Source organism: Pseudomonas sp. S11P7 (assembly GCF_023195435.1).
GTDB classification, from domain to species: Bacteria; Pseudomonadota; Gammaproteobacteria; order Pseudomonadales; family Pseudomonadaceae; genus Aquipseudomonas; species Aquipseudomonas fluorescens_G.
The window spans coordinates 4654238-4674048 of sequence record NZ_JALPKS020000002.1 but is presented as its reverse complement, the minus strand read 5'-3'; the positions used below and the strand labels follow the sequence as shown (position 1 = coordinate 4674048).

At 62.1% G+C, this 19811-nt stretch carries 11 protein-coding genes and 2 pseudogenes; 6 read left to right on the top strand and 7 right to left on the bottom strand.

The genetic code is table 11. The annotated features are described in order from the left end of the window. Positions 1-31: 31 nt before the first annotated feature. From ptsP to M0746_RS21570, 4 genes are all read left to right on the top strand, one after another. Positions 32-2893: a phosphoenolpyruvate--protein phosphotransferase gene (gene ptsP, locus M0746_RS21585; RefSeq protein ID WP_258450527.1), complete on the top strand. Its 2862-nt coding sequence runs from the start codon at positions 32-34 to the stop codon at positions 2891-2893. After that, positions 2893-3834, top strand: a complete 942-nt coding sequence (pfkB, locus tag M0746_RS21580; protein WP_258450526.1) for a 1-phosphofructokinase — start codon at positions 2893-2895, stop codon at positions 3832-3834. Before ptsP ends, pfkB begins: the two co-directional genes overlap by 1 nt. A gap of 11 nt (positions 3835-3845) precedes the next feature. Beyond that, positions 3846-5579 carry a PTS fructose-like transporter subunit IIB gene (locus M0746_RS21575; RefSeq protein ID WP_258450525.1) on the top strand — a complete coding sequence of 578 codons (1734 nt, stop codon included), beginning with the start codon at positions 3846-3848 and terminating at the stop codon, positions 5577-5579. A gap of 172 nt (positions 5580-5751) precedes the next feature. Beyond that, positions 5752-7293: an alkaline phosphatase D family protein gene (locus M0746_RS21570; RefSeq protein WP_258450524.1), complete on the top strand. Its 1542-nt coding sequence runs from the start codon at positions 5752-5754 to the stop codon at positions 7291-7293. 262 nt (positions 7294-7555) lie between these two features. Here the strand turns inward: M0746_RS21570 and M0746_RS21565 are convergent, their stop codons facing one another. Then, complete coding sequence (locus tag M0746_RS21565) at positions 7556-10084, bottom strand: PepSY domain-containing protein (RefSeq protein ID WP_258451514.1); 2529 nt, start codon at positions 10082-10084, stop codon at positions 7556-7558. 243 nt (positions 10085-10327) lie between these two features. Then, positions 10328-12644, bottom strand: a pseudogene (locus M0746_RS21560) (TonB-dependent receptor). 207 nt (positions 12645-12851) lie between these two features. Between M0746_RS21560 and M0746_RS21555 the strand changes: the two are divergent. Continuing rightward, complete coding sequence (locus M0746_RS21555; RefSeq protein ID WP_258450523.1) at positions 12852-13532, top strand: Fe2+-dependent dioxygenase; 681 nt, start codon at positions 12852-12854, stop codon at positions 13530-13532. Beyond that, positions 13529-14284 (top strand): tetratricopeptide repeat protein, encoded by a 756-nt coding sequence (locus M0746_RS21550; protein WP_258450522.1) that lies wholly within the window; start codon positions 13529-13531, stop codon positions 14282-14284. Before M0746_RS21555 ends, M0746_RS21550 begins: the two co-directional genes overlap by 4 nt. 266 nt (positions 14285-14550) lie before the next feature. Here M0746_RS21550 and M0746_RS21545 read toward each other — a convergent pair whose 3' ends face one another. The 5 genes and pseudogenes from M0746_RS21545 to M0746_RS21525 all read right to left on the bottom strand — a co-directional run bounded on the left by M0746_RS21545 (position 14551) and on the right by M0746_RS21525 (position 19787). Further along, the gene (locus M0746_RS21545; RefSeq protein ID WP_258450521.1) at positions 14551-15714 is read right to left on the bottom strand and encodes a type III PLP-dependent enzyme; all 1164 of its coding nucleotides are present in this window, start codon (positions 15712-15714) and stop codon (positions 14551-14553) included. A gap of 649 nt (positions 15715-16363) precedes the next feature. Then, positions 16364-17520 (bottom strand): annotated as a pseudogene (locus M0746_RS21540) (osmoprotectant ABC transporter ATP-binding protein OsmV). Then, complete coding sequence (locus M0746_RS21535) at positions 17517-18170, bottom strand: ABC transporter permease (RefSeq protein ID WP_090281735.1); 654 nt, start codon at positions 18168-18170, stop codon at positions 17517-17519. The pseudogene M0746_RS21540 and the gene M0746_RS21535 overlap by 4 nt, the downstream one beginning before the upstream one ends. 13 nt (positions 18171-18183) lie before the next feature. Further along, positions 18184-19077, bottom strand: coding sequence for a glycine betaine ABC transporter substrate-binding protein (locus M0746_RS21530; protein WP_258450520.1), 894 nt, complete (start codon positions 19075-19077; stop codon positions 18184-18186). 20 nt (positions 19078-19097) lie between these two features. Beyond that, positions 19098-19787, bottom strand: coding sequence for an ABC transporter permease (locus M0746_RS21525; protein ID WP_172833351.1), 690 nt, complete (start codon positions 19785-19787; stop codon positions 19098-19100). Positions 19788-19811 lie beyond the last annotated feature (24 nt).

The following is a 19811-nucleotide window of genomic DNA, read 5'->3' as shown; positions in this document are numbered from 1 at the left end:
CTGGCCTGTATCGGGCCAAAAAGGAGATTGCATGCTCGAGCTCACTATAGAGCAGATATCCATGGGCCAGACGGCCGTGGATAAACCCGCCGCCCTGCAAATTTTGGCCGATCATCTGGTTGCCGATGGCCTGGTCGCCGATGGCTATCTCGCCGGCTTGCAGGCCCGGGAAGCCCAGGGCTCGACCTTTCTCGGCCAAGGTATTGCCATTCCGCACGGCACCCCGGAAACCCGCGATCAAGTGTTCGCCACCGGCGTGCGCCTGATGCAGTTTCCCGAGGGCGTCGATTGGGGCGATGGGCAGATTGTCTATCTGGCGATCGGCATCGCGGCCAAATCCGACGAGCACCTGCGCCTTTTGCAACTGCTGACCCGCGCCCTCGGCGAAACCGATCTGGGCCAGGCCCTGCGTCGTGCCAGCTCGCCGGAAGCACTGCTGAAGTTGCTGCAAGGCGCGCCGCAGGAGCTGGCGCTGGATGCGCAAATGATCGGCCTCGGCGTTTCTGCCGACGATTTCGAAGAACTGGTCTGGCGTGGCGCGCGTCTGTTGCGTCAGGCCGATTGCGTCAGCAACGGTTTTGCCGGCGTGTTGCAGCAGGTCGAAGCGCTGCCGCTCGGCGATGGTCTGTGGTGGTTGCACAGCGAGCAAACCGTGAAGCGCCCGGGCCTGGCGTTCGTCACCCCGGACAAACCGATGCGCTACCTCGGCCAGCCACTCAGCGGCCTGTTCTGTCTGGCCAGCCTCGGCGAAGCGCATCAGGCGTTGCTTGAGCGCTTGTGTGCGTTGCTGATCGAAGGTCGCGGTCACGAGTTGGGCCGTGCCACCAGCAGCCGCAAAGTCCTCGAAGTGCTCGGCGGTGAGTTGCCTGCCGACTGGCCGAGCGCACGTATTGCGCTGGCCAACGCCCACGGTCTGCATGCGCGGCCGGCAAAAATCCTCGCGCAACTGGCGAAGAGTTTCGACGGCGAAATCCGTGTGCGCATCGTCGACAGCCAGGACAGCGCGGTGTCGGTCAAAAGTTTGAGCAAACTGCTCAGCCTCGGCGCCCGTCGCGGTCAGGTGCTCGAGCTGATCGCCGAGCCGAGCATCGCTGCCGATGCTTTGCCGGCGCTGCTCGCCGCCATTGAAGAAGGCCTCGGTGAAGAAGTCGAGCCATTGCCTGCGGTCAGTCAGCAGCGTGAAGTAATGGCCGACATTGCCGAAGTGCTGGTCGCCCCGGCCTCTGGGAGCCTGCTGCAAGCCATTCCTGCCGCACCGGGCATTGCCATCGGCCCGGCGCATGTTCAGGTGCAACAAACCATTGATTACCCGTTGCGCGGCGAGTCCGCCGCCATCGAGCGTGAGCGCCTGACGCAAGCGCTGAGCGAGGTGCGCACAGACATTCAGGGCCTGATCGAACGCAGCCAGGCCAAAGCCATTCGCGAGATTTTCATCACCCACCAGGAAATGCTCGACGACCCGGATCTCACCGACGAAGTCGACACCCGCCTCAAGCAAGGCGAGAGCGCCGAAGCGGCGTGGATGGCGGTAATCGAAGCCGCGGCGAAACAGCAGGAAGCGTTGCAGGACGCCTTGCTCGCCGAGCGCGCGGCGGATCTGCGCGACATCGGTCGCCGTGTGCTGGCGCAGTTGTGTGGCGTGCAAACCGCGAGCGAGCCGGAGCAGCCGTACATTCTGGTGATGGACGAAGTTGGCCCGTCCGACGTTGCGCGTCTGGACCCGGTGCGCGTCGCCGGGATTCTCACCGCCCGCGGCGGCGCCACTGCGCACAGCGCAATCGTTGCGCGTGCCCTTGGCATTCCGGCGCTGGTTGGCGCAGGCGCCGCGGTGTTGCTGCTGGAGCCGGGCACGCCGTTACTGCTCGACGGTCAGCGCGGGCGCCTGCATGTCGACGCCGATGCCGCGACCCTCAAACGTGCCGCCGAAGAGCGCGACACCCGTGAGCAACGCTTGAAGATCGCCGCCGAACAACGTCATCAACCGGCACACACCACCGACGGTCACGCCGTCGAAGTGTTCGCCAACATCGGCGAAAGCGCCGGTGTGACCAGCGCAGTCGAGCAGGGCGCCGAAGGCATTGGCCTGCTGCGCACCGAACTGATTTTCATGGCCCACCCGCAAGCGCCGGATGAGGCCACGCAAGAAGCCGAATACCGCCGCGTCCTCGACGGCCTTGCCGGGCGTCCGCTGGTGGTGCGCACGCTCGATGTCGGCGGCGACAAACCGCTGCCGTATTGGCCGATCGCCAAAGAAGAAAACCCGTTCCTCGGCGTGCGCGGCATTCGCCTGACCTTGCAGCGTCCGCAGATCATGGAAGCGCAACTGCGCGCCCTGCTGCGTTCGGCGGATAACCGGCCGCTGCGGATCATGTTCCCGATGGTCGGCAGCGTCGAAGAGTGGCGCCAGGCCCGCGACATGACCGAACGCCTGCGTAAGGAAATCCCGGTCGCCGATCTGCAACTGGGGATCATGATCGAGGTGCCCTCGGCCGCGTTGCTCGCACCGGTGCTGGCCAAGGAAGTCGATTTTTTCAGCGTCGGCACCAATGACCTCACGCAATACACCCTGGCCATTGACCGTGGTCACCCGACGCTGTCGGCGCAGGCGGACGGCTTGCACCCGGCGGTGCTGCAACTGATCGACATCACCGTGCGCGCAGCCCATGCCCATGGCAAATGGGTCGGCGTCTGCGGCGAGCTGGCGGCCGATCCGCTGGCGGTGCCGGTGCTGGTCGGCCTCGGTGTCGATGAACTGAGCGTGTCCGGCCGCAGCATCGCCGAAGTCAAGGCGCGCATCCGCGAACTCAGCCTGACCCAGGCGCAAACCCTCGCTCAACAGGCCCTGGCCGTGGGCAGCGCCAACGAAGTGCGCGCATTAGTGGAGGCCCTGTAATGGCCAAGATTCTCACCCTGACCCTCAACCCGGCGCTCGACCTCACCGTCGAGTTGCCGCAGCTGGAGGCCGGTCAGGTCAATCGCAGCGACGAAATGCACACCCACGCCGCCGGCAAAGGTGTGAACGTCGCGCAGGTACTCGCCGACCTCGGCCATCAACTGACGGTCAGCGGTTTTCTCGGTGAGGACAATCTGCAAGCGTTCGAAACCCTGTTCGCCAAACGCGGCTTTGTCGACGCGTTCATCCGCGTGCCGGGTGAGACGCGCAGCAACATCAAGATCGCCGAACAGGACGGCCGCATCACTGACATCAACGGTCCCGGGCCGGTGGTCGATGCAGCGGCGCAGCAAGCGTTGCTTGAGCGTCTGTTGCAGATCGCACCGGGGCATGACGCGGTGGTGGTCGCCGGCAGTTTGCCGCGCGGGGTCTCGGCGCAGTGGCTGCGTGAGCTGATCGAAAAGCTCAATGCGCTCGGCCTGAAAGTCGCCCTCGACTCCAGCGGCGAAGCCTTGCGCGCGGCGCTGCAGGCCGGGCCTTGGTTGATCAAGCCGAACACCGAAGAACTGGCCCATGCGCTTGGTTGTGAAGTGGTTTCCCAAGTCGCCGAAGCGCAAGCCGCCGCACAGTTGCACGCGCAAGGTATCGAGCATGTGGTGATCTCCCACGGCGCAGACGGCGTGAACTGGTTCAGCGTCGGCTCGGCGCTGCACGCGACGCCGCCGAAGGTCAGCGTCGCCAGCACCGTCGGTGCCGGTGACTCTTTGCTGGCCGGCATGCTCCACGGTTTGCTCAGCGCCGATACGCCCGAGCAAACCCTGCGCACGGCCACGGCGATTGCCGCGATGGCGGTGACCCAGATCGGTTTCGGCATCAACGACGCCGCGCAACTGGCGCAGCTCGAACAGGGCGTGCGCGTGCGCCCCCTGACAGAACAATAAGAGGGTTTGTGATGAAGTTAGCCATTGTTACGGCTTGCCCGAACGGCATGGTCACCAGTGTGCTGTGCGCACGTTTGCTCGATGCCGCAGCGCAGCGTCAGGGCTGGAGCACCAGCGTCGAAGTGATTGATCCGGCGCACCCGGAGCGCGAGTTGTCGGCGGCGACCATCGCAGCGGCGGAGTGGGTGTTGCTGGTCACTACCGGCCCGATCGACATGAGTCGTTTTGTCGGCAAGCGGGTGTTCCAGATCGCCCCGGCGCAGGCGCTGCAGGATGTCGAAGCGGTGCTGCGCCGTGGTGCTGAAGAGGCTGAGGTCTACGTCGCCAGCGAAGCAGTACCGGCGGCAGACACGTCGCGTGCGCCGCGCATTGTGGCGATCACCGCATGCCCGACGGGCGTCGCCCACACCTTCATGGCGGCCGAAGCGTTGCAGCAGACCGCCAAGCGTCTGGGCTACGAATTGCAGGTCGAAACCCAAGGCTCGGTCGGCGCGAAAACCCCGCTGAGCGCAGCGGCGATTGCCGATGCGGATGTGGTGCTGCTGGCGGCGGACATCGAAGTCGCCACCGAGCGTTTTGCTGGCAAGAAAATCTATCGCTGCGGCACCGGTATCGCCTTGAAGCAGTCCGAAGCCACGCTGAAAAAAGCCTTGGCCGAAGGGGTTGTCGAAAGCGCAGCGGGCGAGGGCAACGTCCCGGCCAAGTCAGAGAAAACCGGTGTCTACAAACACTTGCTGACCGGTGTCTCGTACATGCTGCCGATGGTCGTGGCCGGCGGTTTGCTGATCGCCCTGTCGTTCGTCTTCGGCATTACCGCGTTCAAGGAAGAGGGCACGCTGGCGGCGGCGCTGATGCAGATCGGCGGCGAGACCGCGTTCAAGTTGATGGTGCCGCTGCTCGCCGGCTACATCGCCTACTCGATTGCCGACCGCCCGGGCCTGGCGCCGGGGATGATCGGTGGTTTGTTGGCGGGCACGTTGGGCGCCGGGTTTATCGGCGGGATCATTGCCGGTTTCATTGCCGGTTACGCGGCGAAAGCGATCAGCCGTTATGTCGCGTTGCCGCAGAGTCTGGAGGCGCTGAAGCCGATTCTGATCATTCCGTTGTTCGCCAGCCTGATCACCGGTCTGGTGATGATTTACGTGGTTGGCAAACCGGTCGCCGGCATGCTCGCGGCGCTGACGCAATTTCTCGACAGCATGGGCACCACCAACGCGATTCTGCTCGGTGTGCTGCTCGGCGCAATGATGTGCGTCGACCTCGGCGGGCCGATCAACAAAGCCGCGTATGCGTTTTCGGTGGGGCTGCTGGCGTCGCAGAGTTACGCGCCGATGGCCGCGACCATGGCCGCCGGCATGGTGCCGCCGATCGGTCTGGGCATCGCCACGTTCATTGCCCGGCGCAAGTTCGCCCAGAGCGAACGCGAGGCGGGCAAAGCGGCCTTCGTCCTCGGCCTGTGCTTTATCTCCGAAGGGGCAATCCCGTTTGCCGCGAAAGACCCGCTGCGGGTGATCCCGGCGGCCATCGCCGGCGGTGCTCTGACCGGCGCGTTGTCGATGTACTTCGGCTGCAAGCTGATGGCGCCGCACGGTGGTTTGTTCGTGCTGGCGATCCCGAATGCGATCAATCATGCGTTGTTGTATCTGCTGGCGATTGTCGCCGGAAGTCTGGTGACGGCGGTGGTGTATGCGCTGCTCAAGCGGCCTGAGGTGGTTGAACTGGCGCTGGAGCCGGCCAAGGCTTAGCTGACACGAAAAACCTGTGGGAGCGAGCCTGCTCGCGAAAGCGGATCGTCAGATGACGAGGTTGTAGCTGGCAGGACGCCTTCGCGAGCAGGCTCGCTCCCACCGGGACCTGTGTTGTCATTCCGGGTTCATGAACCCATGCTTAAGTTTTCCCTTTTGCAGGGAGAACACCATGAGCGATTTCAACCTCGGCCGGCGTCGCGTCATGCAAGCGGTCGGTGCCGGGCTGTTGCTGCCGGGGCTGGCGCCGGCGGTGATTGCGTCGGTCAAGGATCGTCCACAACTCACCGATGGCGTGCAATCGGGCGACCTGCTCGGCGACCGCGCGATGATCTGGAGCCGCAACGATCGCCCGGCACGCATGGTGGTCGAGTGGGACACCCGCAGCCTGTTCGGCAATCCGCGCAAATTCGTTTCGCCACTGGCCGATGCCCGCAGCGACTTCACCGCCCGTGTCGAGCTGACCGGGTTGCCCGCCGATCAGGCGATTTTCTATCGCGTGTACTTCGAAGATGCCCAGACCGGCGTTGCCAGCGAACCGTGGTTCGGCCACCTGCGCAGCGTGCCCACGGCCAAGCGCGATATCCGTTTTGTCTGGAGCGGCGACACCGTCGGCCAGGGTTTCGGCATCAACCCGGACATTGGCGGCATGCGCATCTACGAAGCCATGCGCCTGCGCCTGCCGGACTTCTTCCTCCACAGCGGCGACACCATCTACGCCGACGGCCCGGTGCCGGCACAACTGACCACCGAAGACGGCCGCATCTGGCGCAACCTCACCACCGAAGCCAAGAGCAAAGTCGCGCAGACCCTCGACGACTATCGCGGCAATTACCGCTACAACCTGATGGACGAAAATATCCGCCGCTTCAACGCCGAAGTGCCGCAGATCTGGCAGTGGGACGATCACGAAGTGGTCAACAACTGGTCGCCGGGCAAACAACTCGATGAGCGCTATCAGGAAAAAAATATCCACACCCTGGTCGGGCGCGCGCGGCAGGCGTGGCTGGAATATGCGCCGATGCGCTTGCAAGCGGCCGATGGCGGCGGGCGGATTTATCGCAAGCTGAGCTATGGGCCGATGCTCGATGTGTTCGTGCTGGACATGCGCAGTTACCGCGAGGCCAACGACGACAATCTGGGGGCGGCGAAACCGTTTCTCGGGCGTGAGCAACTGGACTGGCTCAAGCGTGAATTGCAGGCTTCGAAGGCGCAGTGGAAAGTCATCGCCGCCGACATGCCCATCGGGCTCGGTGTGCCCGACGGCGAAGTCAGTCCGGGCGTCGCACGCTGGGAAGCCGTGGCCAATGGCGATCCCGGCCCGGCGCAGGGCCGAGAGCTGGAGATCGCCGAATTACTCGGTTTCCTGCGCGCGCAGCAGGTGCGCAATTTCGTGTTTTTAACGGCGGATGTGCATTACTGCGCGGCGCATCACTATCACCCGGACCGGGCGGCGTTCCAGGATTTCGAACCGTTCTGGGAGTTCGTTGCCGGGCCGTTGAATGCCGGGAGTTTTGGGCCCAATCCGTTGGATAAAACCTTTGGACCGCAAGTGGTCTTCGAGAAAGCCCCTGCCGCGCAGAACACCTCGCCGTTTGCCGGGTTTCAGTTTTTTGGCGAGGTGAATATCGAAGGGCAGAGCGGGGAGATGAGTGTGGTGCTGCGGGATCTGGATGGGGTGGCGGTGTTTGAGCAGAAGTTGCAGCCGGTTTGAAGATCAAAAGCTTACCCTCACCCCAGCCCTCTCCCAGAGGGAGAGGGGGCCGACCGAGGTGTCTTGCGTCCTGCATCGACCTGCAAGACCGAGGCGATTATGGACGGAGCTGCATTATCGTTTCGGCTTCTGATGCGGTTCCCGGCCGTTCTACATCTGGATTCGGTGAAGGACACTCAGGTCGGCGTCGATCTCAAGCATCCCCCATCAGTCCCCTCTCCCTTTGGGAGAGGGTTAGGGTGAGGGGCTTTTCTCTCAGGCGTCAGTAAACGTCGCGGCGGTAGCGGCCCTGTTCGATCAGACGTTCGACTTCGGCGCTGCCGAGGATATCGGTGAGCACCTGATCCACGCCTGAGGCCATCCCCTGCAGGCTGCCGCAGACGTAAATCACCGCACCTTCCGCCAGCCACTTCTTCAACTCATCAGCCGATTCACGCAAGCGATCCTGCACGTAAACCTTCTCGGCCTGATCGCGGGAAAATGCCAGGTCCAGGCGCGCCAGATCGCTGTTGATCAGCCACTCTTCCAGCTCGGCGCGGCAGAGGAAATCGTGTTCGCGATTACGCTCGCCAAACAGCAGCCATTGGCGTTGCTGACCATCGGCAATCCGTGCCTTGAGCAAACTGCGCAAGCCGGCCAGACCGGTGCCGTTGCCCAGCAGGATCATCGGCACGGGCTCGTTGGGCAGATGGAAGCCGCTGTTGCGGCGCACGCGCAGGCTGATGCTGCCGCCCACTGGCGCGTGTTCGGTCAGCCAGCCGGAACCGATGCCGAGAGTGCCGTCGGCGTGCTGTTCCTGACGCACGATCAGTTCCAGCACGCCGTCGGCGGCGATCGAGGCGATCGAGTATTCGCGCATGGCCAGCGGCACCATGGCATCGACCAGCGATTGGGCATGCAGGCCGACCAGATGTGCGCGGTGTTCCGGCAATTGGCGCGAGGCCAGTGCCACTTCCAGCGGCTCGCTGAGGCCGTTGATTTTCACCGTGGTCTCGCCACGAATGCCGAGGCCGTCGAGGAAATGTTCGATCGCCCACGGGCAGTTGCGCGGCAGCACTTCGACCAGATCGCCGGCCAGCCAGCTGCTGGTGTCCGGCGCTTTGAGGCCGAGCAGATAGACCGGCGCGCCGCTGCTGTCGGGGTTCATCAGTTCACGCCGCAGCAGCGTCCAGTTGGCGTAGCTCGGCGCCTGCCAGGTTTCGCTCGGCGCCTGACCGGTGAGCTGGCCGAGTTGGGTTTGCCAGTGACGCAGAGCGTACGGGTCGCCGCTGTCGACTTCTACTGGCGCGAACAAGGTCTTGCCGCCGTGCTCGCCCAGCCACTGATGCAGGCGTTTGGCGAAGCCGCAGAAGTGTGCGTACTGGCGGTCGCCGAGGCCCAGCACCGCGTAGTTCAGGCTGTCGAGGGTCGCGGCCTGGCTCAGCACCTTGCGCTCGAAACCGCGCGCGCTGTCCGGCGCTTCGCCGTCGCCGAAGGTACTGACGACGAACAGGGCATTGCTCGAATCGCGCAGATCCTGCTCGCTGACGTTGGCCAGCGGCTGCACGTTGACTGGCAGTCCGGCAGCTTGCAATTGCCCGGCGGTCTGCCAGGCCAGTTGTTCGGCAAAACCGCTCTGGCTGGCGAAACCGACCAGCCACGCCGAGGCATCGCCGGCCGGTTGCTCAAGGCCTTTGCGCGCGTCCTTGATCTGCTTTTTCTTGCGTCGGCGGTCGAGGTACAGCAACCATCCGGTGATGAAGAACAGCGGCATGCACACCGCCGCAACGGTCACGATGATGCGCCCGACGAGGCCGAAATAGCTGCCGACGTGCAGCGCGTAAATGCTGGTCAGCAGTTGCGCCTTGAAGCTTTTGTCGGCGTAGCGGTCGACGCGTTTGACCAGGCCGGTGGCCGGGTCGAGGGTGATCTGGTTCAGCGCGCGATCATGCGGCGAGCTGTCGAGCAGGTAGAACACCGTCGCCGGTTGGCCGGCCACCGCAGGCATGCGAATGTTATACGCGGCCAGGCCCGGGCCGGCGGCGCTGTAGATGCTGCTCCACATTGCTGCGTAGTCGGCAGTCGGTGCCGGGCCTTCGGGGGCCGGGCCGCGACCGCCGCGCACGCGCTCGTTTTGCGGTGCATCGGACAGCAGGCGCGTCAGGCCTTTGTTGTACCACTCGTAGGACCACGACAACCCAGTCAGCGCCAGCAGCAGATAGACCAGCAAACACCAGGTGCCGGCGACCGAATGCAAATCCCAGTTGAACGCCCGACCCTTTTTCTTCCAGTCCAGCGTCAGCCACACGCGCCAGCTGTTCCACTGCCGTGGCCAGCGCAGGTACAAACCGGACAGGCAGAAAAACAGCAGCATCAAGGTGCAGGCGCCGGTGATGTTGCGCCCGGTATCGCCCATCGCGAGGAAACGGTGCAGTTGCAGCATCAGGCCAAAGAAATCCTGGCCGACGGCATCACCCTTGAACTCGGCGGTGTAGGGGTCGAAGTAACGCATTTCGCCGCGCCGCTGGCCTTTGGGCGGGGTGAAGTACACCCGCGCCGCGTTGCCGCTGTCGGTTTCGACCCAGAGCATGGCGACTTTCTTGCCGGACGCGCCTTCGATGCGCTCCACCAGTTCGACCGGCGGCAGCACCCCGGCGACCTGTTTTTCCACTTGCAGGACGGAAGGATTCAGCGCCCGCAGGATCTCGTCCTGAAACGAATAGGCCGCCCCGGTGATGCCCATCAAGGCCAGCACCAGCCCCGCGGTGATGCCAAAAAACCAGTGCAACTGGAACAGGGTTTTCTTCAACACGTCACTCGCCGTCCGTTCGAAAGTTGTCATCACGGCGCGCATTATGCCGTGGGTTGTCGTGAAGCGTTTTTCGTAACACGCAAAAGCCCCGTTCAATTGAATGAACGGGGCCTGGCCTTGCGGCATATCTCATGTGGGAGCGAGCCTGCTCGCGAATGCGGTGGGTCAGTGACGATGATGCCGACTGAGTTACCGCTTTCGCGAGCAGGCTCGCTCCCACATTTGCCTCTGTTTTCACATCGGTCAGAAGTGGAAGTTGGTGCTCAACAGCGCCGTACGGCCCGCCGCCTGGTTGGCGAAGTGGGTCGAGAAGGCTTTGTCGTAATAGGTTTCGTCGGTCAGGTTCTGCACGTTGAGTTGCAGGTCGACGTTCTTGGTCAGCTTGTAGGCGGCCATCGCGTCGTAACGTACATAGGAATCGACCATCGTGGTGTTGGCGACACTGCCGTAGACGTCGTCGACATAGAACGCGCCACCGCCGATCGTCAGCTTCGGCGTGACCTGGTAAGTGGTCCACAGGCTGGCGCTGTTTTTTGGCGTGTTCGGCAGATCGTTGCCGTCGTTGGCGCGGCCCAACGGACCGCCGTCAACCTGTTCGCTGTCCATGAACGCGTAACCGGCGAAGACCTGCCACTTATCGGTGAGCTTGCCGCTGGCCGACAGCTCGAAACCTTGCACGCGGGTCTTGCCAGCGTTTTCGTACGAGCTGGTGTCAACCTGCACGCGGGCGTTTTCTTTCTCGGTGCGGAAGATGTCAGCGGTCAGCGACAGGCGATCATTGAGCAGATCCCACTTGGTGCCGATCTCGTAGTTCTTGGTGGTTTCCGGCTCCATGTCGCTGCTCAGCAGGTTGCCGCTGCGATCCGGCGTGCCGCCCAGCGGGTTGCCTTCCTGGCCTTCGCCCAGGGTGTTGCCCGGCGGCGTGGCGGAGGTGGCGTAGGAGGCGTAGATGCTGCCGTTTTCCGCCGGTTTGTAGACCACACCGAACTGGCCGGTAACGAACTCGCTGGTGTCATCGCCCTTGGAAGTGGTGCGACCGGCTGCGTTGTAGGTCTTGTAATCGGTGTCGAAGTGGTCGTAACGCAGGCCCATGTTCACCAGCCACTGCTCGGACAGCTCCAGCGTGTCGAACACGTACAGCGCGTAAGTGTCGGCCTGGGTGTCGGTGCCGGCGTAGTTGCGCGAGATCGCGCCGTTCCACGGATCGTTCGGATTCGGATTCGACAGCGAGGTGCAGTTGTAACCGCTGGCGGCACCGATCAGGCCCGGGTTGCAGTTGGTCGTGACCGCACTGGTGCGCGGCGTGGTGTCGGTGTTGACGTTGTACGAGGATTTCTCGCTCTGCTCACGGGTGTATTCGACCCCGGTGGAGAAGCTGTTCTTGAAACCGGCCACGTAGAACGTCCCGAACAGGTCGGTCTGGTTGGTGGTGGTTTCGGTGTTGCTCACCCGTGTATTGGCGCGACGCCAGACGCTGCCATTGTTGACGTTGCCCTTGCTGTCGTCCGGCTGAGTGAGGATGTAATCCTGCATGCTGGTGCCGTGGCGCAGGGTGTTCTTGAGCGTCAGCGAATCGTTCAGGTCATGCTCGATGGCGAAGGTCGCGGTGTCAGTGCGGCCCTTGCGGAAGTCGCGGTCCAGACCGTAGAAATTGTCGTGATCGCCACCGGCGTACGGCTTGTCCGGATTGGACTTGGTGCGCGCGGCCGAACCACCGGTTGGACATGGTGTACGGGATGCCCGAATCCGGCGTGTCGTTGCTTTCCAGATGGTAGTAATCGAGGTTGACGCGGGTGTCGGTGCCCAGGCCAAACGCCAGCGACGGTGCGATACCCCAGCGGTCGTAATCGACCTTGTCGCGACCGGCGACGTTGCTCTCGTGGCTCATCAGGTTGAGACGGCCGGCAGCGCTGTCGCTGAACTGATAGTTGCCGTCGAGGGTGTAGCGCTGGGTCTGGTCGGAGCCGTAGGTGAAGCCGCCGTCGAACGAATTGCCCAGATAGGCTTTCTTGCTCACCAGGTTGATGCTGCCGCCGGCCGCGCCACGACCGCCGATGGCGGAGTTCGGGCCCTTGCTGACTTCGATGTTTTCGACGGCGAAGATCTCGCGGCTCTGCGAACCGGTGTCGCGCACGCCGTCCAGGTAGGTGTCGCCCTGCGCGTCGAAACCGCGGATGAACGGACGATCGCCCTGCGGGTTGCCGCCTTCACCGGCGCCGAAGGTGATGCCCGGCACGGTGCGCAGCGCGTCCTGCATGTTCAGCGCGCCGGTGTCTTTGAGCACCTGTTGCGGAATGACAGTGACCGAGCGCGGCGTATCGACCAGCGGCGCGGTGTACTTGGGCGAGGAAGCCTTTTCGACTTGATAGGACGTCGAGTCCTGAGCTTCGCCAGTGATGGCGGTGGCGTCCAGGGCGATGGCATTACCGGAGGCTTTGCTCTCGGTCTTTTCCGCGGCGAACACCATCTGGCCTGCGGAGCCGGCGGTGATTGCCACGCCGATTGCCGAGGCGAGCAGACGTGGTGAACTGACCGGTAATTGTGCGTGTTGACGTGCCATTTTTATTCCCCTCCCCAAGGATTTGAGGCGGCGGAATATAGGGTAAACAGGTATTTGTATCAATTGCGAAAAATTACTATTCGCGACAAATTTACATTCTTTACAATTTAACCTTACGGTTTTTACCAGTTCATTCGTCCCCGGCGTTTTACACGGGCAATAAGAATCAATACCATTGCCGCCTCTTTGCCATCAGGTGACATCGCCATGCTGCTGCACATTCCCGGACTGTTCGCCAAAGAAGAGGTGCAGCGTATCCGTCAGGCGCTGGAGCAGGCCGATTGGGCCGATGGCAAGATCACTGCGGGCTTTCAATCGGCCAAGGCCAAGCATAATCTGCAACTGCCCGAAGGCCATCCGCTGGCCAAGGAAATCGGCGCGGCGATGCTCGAACGGCTGTGGAAAAACCCACTGTTCATGTCCGCCGCGCTGCCGCACAAGGTCTTTCCGCCGTTGATCAACTGTTACACGGCCGGCGGCAGTTTCGATTTCCACATCGACAACGCCGTACGCCAGCCCAAGGGCAGCATCGAGCGCGTGCGTACCGATTTGTCGGCCACGTTGTTTTTCAGTGAGCCTGCGGATTACGACGGCGGCGAGCTGGAGATTCAAGACACCTACGGCACGCAACAAGTGAAACTGCCGGCCGGCGACATGGTGTTGTATCCGGGCACCAGTCTGCACAAGGTCAACGCCGTCACCCGTGGCGCGCGTTATGCCTCGTTTTTCTGGACGCAAAGTCTGGTGCGCGAAGACAGCCAGCGCGCGTTGCTGTTCGAGATGGACGGGGCGATTCAGCAACTCACGCATGATGTTCCCGACCACCCTTCGCTGATCCGCCTCACCGGCACTTATCACAACTTGCTGCGCCGCTGGGTCGAGGTATGAGTTTCCAGTTGCGCCGCGAGGAAGTCCTCGATGCGGCCGGGTTGACGGCGATGCTTGAAGAAAGCCCGGCCCGTGCCGCACAGGCGATTCTGCTGGCAGCAGGTGAGGGCGAAGTCGAAGCGCAGGCGTTGCTCGGGCAGATCTTGCTCGATGGCCGAGGCATCGCTCAGGATCAACCGCTGGCGCTGCGCTGGTTCGGTATTGCCGCCGAGCGTGGGCATCTGATGGCGCGCAACATGCTCGGGCGCTGTCATGAGCATGGCTGGGGTTGTGTGGCGGATGCGTTGGTCGCGGCGCAGCATTATCGGATCGCCGCAGAAGCCGGGCTGGATTGGGCGATGTACAACCTCGCCAATTTGCTCGCCACCGGGCGCGGTGTCGCGGTTGATCATCTGCAGGCGCTGGCGCTGTATTCGCGCGCGGCTGAACTGGGCCATGCGAAATCGATGAATCTGCTGGGGCGCTATCTGGAAGAAGGGCAGGTGTGCCCGGCGGATCTTACGGCGGCGCGTGATTGGTATCGGCGCTCGGCTGAGGGCGGGGATTTTCGTGGGCAGTTCAGTTATGCGGCGGTGTTGGCGGCGGAGGGCAGGATTGATGAGACGCTCGTTTGGCTGGAGAAAGCCTTGGTGGGTGGCAATCTGAATTTTCTGCGGGTGGCGAGTCAGACGCTGGCTGATGCGGCAGATCCGAGGGTTCAGGCGATGGCGGCTCGGTACTCGGCTCGGTACACAGAATTGCAGCGCGGCTGAAACCGCAAAGCCCTCACCCTAGCCCTCTCCCAGGGGGAGGGGGGACCGACCGCGCCGTTCTCGCGCTATACATCGACCTGAAATATCCAGTGAACTCAATTTTTGAAAAGCATACACATAGGCTCCCTCTCCCTCGGGAGAGGGCTGGGGTGAGGGGCCTCGGTTTGAAGCACAACGAAGATTCCCAACCGAACACCCACAAAAAAGCCCACAAAATCGTGGGCTTTTTCACTTGCAGCTAACAGCTCAAAACTTGCCGCTGCCTGTTAAACGTAATACGACTTCAACGGCGGAAACCCGTTGAATTCAACCGCGCTGTAACTGGTGGTGTAAGCCCCGGTCGACAACCAGTACAGACGATCACCAATCGCCAGGTTCAGCGGCAGGCCGTACTTGTAGTTCTCGTACATGATGTCGGCGCTGTCGCACGTCGGACCGGCGATGACCACTTCTTCCATCTCGCCTTTCTTCTCGGTCCAGATCGGGAACTTGATCGCTTCGTCCATGGTTTCGATCAGGCCGGAGAACTTGCCCACATCGGTGTACACCCAGCGCTCGACGGCGGTGCGGGATTTACGCGCCACCAGCACCACTTCGCTGACCAGGATGCCGGCGTTGGCGATCAGCGAACGGCCTGGTTCCAGAATGATTTCCGGCAGGTCATCACCGAAATCTTCCTTCAGGAAGCGAATGATTTCTTCGGCGTAGGTTTCCAGGCTGTTGGTGCGGGTGATGTAGTTGGCCGGGAAGCCGCCGCCCATGTTGATCAGCTTGAGGTGGATGCCGTCTTCTTCTTTCAGGCGCTCGAAGATCACTTTGACCTTGGCGATCGCTGCGTCCCAGACGCTGATGTCGCGCTGCTGCGAACCGACGTGGAACGAGATCCCGTAAGGCACCAGGCCGAGGTCGCGGGCGAGGATCAGCAGGTCCATGGCCATGTCGGTCTGGCAGCCGAACTTGCGCGACAACGGCCAGTCAGCGGTGGTCGAGCCTTCGGTCAGGATGCGCACGTAAACTTTCGAGCCCGGCGCAGCCTTGGCGATGTTGCGCAGGTCGGCTTCGGAGTCGGTGGAGAACAGACGCACGCCTTTCTCGTAGAAGTAGCGGATGTCCTTGGATTTCTTGATGGTGTTGCCGTAGCTGATACGGTCCGGGCTGACGCCGCGGTCCATGACCTTGTCCAGCTCGTAGATCGAGGCGATGTCGAAGCTTGAACCTTTATCCTTGAGCAGGTCGATGATCTCGACCGCCGGGTTGGCCTTGACCGCGTAGTAGACCTTGGCGAATTCGAAACCGGCGCGCAGGTCATCGTAGGCCTGGGCGATCATCGCGGTGTCGATCACCACGAACGGGGTTTCCTGTTTGTCGGCGAACGCCTTCATTTTGTCAAAAGTGGCGCGCGCGAAATAATCTTCGACCTTGATCGACATGCTGGGAACTCCTACTGGCAAACAAAAAGTATCAATGGGTGCAAATGAACGCCCTCCGTATCCCCACTTTGGTTCGCCTACTTCCCAAGGCATGTCGCCGAAAGCAAAAAGGCCCAGGGATGTGCAGCTATCCCTTGGCCTTGCTGTCTCGTCGTCAGTACTTGAGCCGGATGGATCGTTTCCAGCATGGACGTTCGGCGCGAACTTTAGGGCGTGAGGGGGTTGAGATCAACTAAAAATGTCGCGTTTTTGCACGCTTCTGACGTGCGACGCGTTCATCACTCCTTGTAGCCGACCGAGATGACGGAAAGATGTTCCCGGCAATTTTTCGAGTGTTAAACATACCTGCACGTTCGCGGCTTTTGGCGGCGAAGTCAGTGGTAAGTGTGATGGCGGCAACATCGGCGATGTTAGCGGCGATGGAGGGGCGGGAGGGGGATTTTAGGTGTTTCAGACAGTAGGTTCGAGGGCCATTCAGAGGAGCGGGTGTTGAGATTCTTTTCCGGCTCGTGAATGAAGAAAAAATTACGCAAATCCTGTGGGAGCGAGCCTGCTCGCGAAGGCAATTTCACAATCGACATAGCAGCGACTGACATTGCGCTTTCGCGAGCAGGCTCGCTCCCACAGGGATTTGTGTTTTACCGATTAATCAGGCGACCACGGCCTCAGCCGGCGAGACGATGTTGGTCTTCATCCCCGCGAGCGCCCAGAACTCAAGTACGCGGCAATCGACTCCTGCGTCACCTCGCCGAGGAACACCCGCTCGGCATCCATCACTGGCAACCATGAGCGATTGAACTCGTACATGCGCGACAGCAGGATGCGCAAGTGCTCGTCGTACGCCGCGGTGGCGTTGAACTCACGCAGGAACTGCGCGCAGGTGCCGGTCTGGCGATGCAGGTCGCGACGGCGGACATAGCCCAGCGCCTTGTTCTCGGCGCAGGTGACCACGACGTAGCGACGGTCATGTTCGTCCATCAATTCCAGCGCATCGGCCACCGGCGTTTCCGGACTCACCGACGGCGCGTTGTCTGCCGCGTCTTCGGCTTTCACCAACAGCAAACGCTTGAGCGTGCTGTCCTGACCGACGAAGTTGCTGACGAAATCATCCGCCGGGTGCGCGAGCAGGGTGTCCGGATGATCGATTTGCAGCAGTTTGCCGGCGCGGAAGATCGCAATTTTGTCGCCAAGCTTGATCGCCTCGTCGATGTCATGGCTGACCATGATCACGGTCTTGTTCAGCGCGCGCTGCATCTCGAAGAATTCGTTCTGGATCATCTCGCGATTGATCGGGTCGACCGCGCCGAACGGCTCGTCCATCAGCAGCAGCGGCGCGTCGGCTGCCAGTGCGCGGATCACACCGATACGCTGTTGCTGGCCGCCGGACAATTCACGCGGATAGCGATGCAGATACTGCTTGGGCTCGAGCTTGATCATGCTCATCAGTTCGCGGGCGCGGTCGTGGCATTTCTGTTTGTCCCAGCCGAGCAGCTTCGGCACCACGACAATGTTCTCTTCGATGGTCATGTTCGGGAACAGACCGATCTGCTGGATCACATAACCGATGTTGCGGCGCAGGGTCACTTCGTCGAGGTCGGTGGTGTCTTCGCCGTTGATCAGGATCTTGCCCGAGGTCGGTTTGATCAGGCGGTTGATCATTTTCAGCGTGGTGCTTTTGCCGCAACCCGATGGCCCGAGGAACACGCAGATCTCGCCTTCATTGACGGTCAGGCTCACCGAGTCCACGGCTTTCACATCTTTGCCGTTGCTTTGGAAAGTTTTGCTGAGTTTTTGAAGTTCGATCATTTCAGGAGTCCTTTTGGAGTCAACGAGCGTTGCAGCCATTGGAGAAAGAGGTCGGCGAAGATCGCCAGAAGACTGACCAGCAGCGCCCCGACGATGAGCATCGACATGTCGCTGCGGCTGATGGAGGCGAGGATCAGCACACCAAGACCGCCGGCGCCAATGGTCGCGGCGATGGTCATCACGCCGATGTTCATCACCACGGCGGTGCGCACGCCGGCGAGGATCACTGGCACGGCGATTGGCAGTTCAACCATGCGCAGACGCTGGCCGAAGGTCATGCCGATGCCGCGCGCGGCTTCGCGAATGCCCGGCTCGACGCCGGTGAGGGCGAGGTAGGTGTTGCGCATGATCGGCAGCAGTGAATACAGGAACACTGCGGTGATTGCCGGCAGCGGGCCGAGGCCCTGGCCGAACTTCGAATAGAACGGCAGCAACAGGCCGAACAGCGCGATCGACGGTACGGTCAGCAGCACCGTGGCGCTGGCCTGCAACGGGCCGGCGAGGGCCGGAAAGCGCGTCATCAGAATGCCCAGCGGCACGCCGATCACGATCGCCAGGGTCACGGCGATGCCGACCAGGGTGATGTGCTGCCAGGTCAGGTGCATCACCTGCTGCCAGTCGAGATGGGAAAAGGCGTTCAGAAATTCCATGACTTCTCCTCTCTTAATTCAATGGGTGCTGGCGCAGGAAATCGGCGGCAACGGACGATGGGCTTTCGTGGTCGACGTCGACCCGCGCGTTGAGCTGGCGCATGGTTTCGTCGTCGAACAGTTCGGCCAGCGGCTTGAGTTGTTCGGCCAGTTTCGGGTTGGCGTCCAGCGTGGCCTGACGCACCACGGGCGCGGCGGTGTAGTCGGGGAAGTAATGCTTGTCGTCGGCCAGCAACTTCAGGCCGAAGGCGTTGAGGCGGCCGTCGGTGGTGTAGACCAGACCGGCAAATACCTGACCGTTGCGCAGCGCGGTGTAGACGAGGCCGGCGTCCATTTGGCGGATGTTCTTGCGGGTCAGGTTCATGTCGTAGAGCTTGACCATGCCGTCGAGCCCGTCGGAACGGTTGGCGAACTCGGTATCCAGCGCCACCAGGTGATTGCTCTTGGCTTCGGCGCGCAGCACGTCGTTGAGCTGGCTGATGTTGCCGATCTGCGGATATTGCTCAGCGATTTTTTTCGGCAGGGCGAGGGCGTAGGTGTTGCTGAATTTCGACGGCGTCAGCCAGATCAGACCTTTCTTTGCGTCGAGTTCCTTGACCCGGGCGTAGGACTGCGCGCTATCGAGTTTTTCGGTGACATGGTTGTAGGCCACCAGCGACACGCCGGTGTACTCCCAGAGCAGGTCCAGCTGTCCGCTTTCGTGGGCACTGCGGGCGAGGTTGCTGCCCAGACCGCCGGTGATCTGCGCGTCATAACCTTTGCTGCGCAGGTATTGCGCGGTGATTTCGGCGAGCAGGGTCTGCTCGGTGAAGACCCGGGCGCCGAGGCGAATCACCGGTTTTTCAGCGGCTTGTGCGATTCCTGCAAGCAGCAGGAAGCAGCCTAGGATCAAGCTGAGTCGTTTCATAAATATTCCTTCACAACGCCTTAAGACGGGCGCAAACCGCGTTCCAGCCAGAGACGGCTGGCAAGGGTGACCACGCCATCGAGCAACAACGCCAGCAGCGCGGTGCACGCGGCGCCAAGCAGCAGTTGCGGCTGATTGTTCAGAGCGATGCCGGGGAAGATCAGGCTGCCAAGGCTGTTGGCGCCGATCAGGAACGCCAGCGGTGCGGTGCCGACGTTGATCGCCAGCGCCACGCGCACGCCGCCGACAATGATCGGCACGGCGTTGGGCAATTCGACTTTCCACAGCACCTGTCGCGGCGTCATGCCGATGCCGACGGCCGCTTCTTTCAGCGAGCCCTGGACATTTTTCAGGCCTTCGTAGGTGTTGCGCACAATCGGCAACAGGGAGGCGAGGAACAAGGCGAAGATCGCCGGGCCGCTGCCGATGCCGAGGATGCCCAGCGCGATCGCGAGCACGGCCAGCGGTGGCACGGTGTTGCCGATATTGAAGATCTGCATGAAGCGTTCGGCGCGGCCGACCATGTTCGGGCGGCTGAGGAAGATACCGGCGGGGATGCCCACGACGAGGGCGGCCAGCATGGAAGCGAGGACGAGAACCAGATGAGCTTGCAGGTAAAACAACAAATCGTCGCGGTAATGTTCGATCGTGTTGATGCCGATCCAGTGGACCAGCAGGGCCAGGAGCGCGATCACCACCGCACCTCCCATCAGCCCTTTGCCATAGCGGATAGC

Bases quoted from the DNA above. Each gene is read 5' to 3' on its own strand.
- ptsP (WP_258450527.1), top strand. From the start codon at position 32: ATGCTCGAGCTCACTATAGAGCAGATATCCATGGGCCAGACGGCCGTG.
- pfkB (WP_258450526.1), top strand. From the start codon at position 2,893: ATGGCCAAGATTCTCACCCTGACCCTCAACCCGGCGCTCGACCTCACC.
- M0746_RS21575 (WP_258450525.1), top strand. From the start codon at position 3,846: ATGAAGTTAGCCATTGTTACGGCTTGCCCGAACGGCATGGTCACCAGT.
- M0746_RS21570 (WP_258450524.1), top strand. From the start codon at position 5,752: ATGAGCGATTTCAACCTCGGCCGGCGTCGCGTCATGCAAGCGGTCGGT.
- M0746_RS21555 (WP_258450523.1), top strand. From the start codon at position 12,852: ATGCTGCTGCACATTCCCGGACTGTTCGCCAAAGAAGAGGTGCAGCGT.
- M0746_RS21550 (WP_258450522.1), top strand. From the start codon at position 13,529: ATGAGTTTCCAGTTGCGCCGCGAGGAAGTCCTCGATGCGGCCGGGTTG.
- M0746_RS21545 (WP_258450521.1), bottom strand. From the start codon at position 15,714: ATGTCGATCAAGGTCGAAGATTATTTCGCGCGCGCCACTTTTGACAAA.
- M0746_RS21535 (WP_090281735.1), bottom strand. From the start codon at position 18,170: ATGGAATTTCTGAACGCCTTTTCCCATCTCGACTGGCAGCAGGTGATG.
- M0746_RS21530 (WP_258450520.1), bottom strand. From the start codon at position 19,077: ATGAAACGACTCAGCTTGATCCTAGGCTGCTTCCTGCTGCTTGCAGGA.
- M0746_RS21525 (WP_172833351.1), bottom strand. From the start codon at position 19,787: ATGGGAGGTGCGGTGGTGATCGCGCTCCTGGCCCTGCTGGTCCACTGG.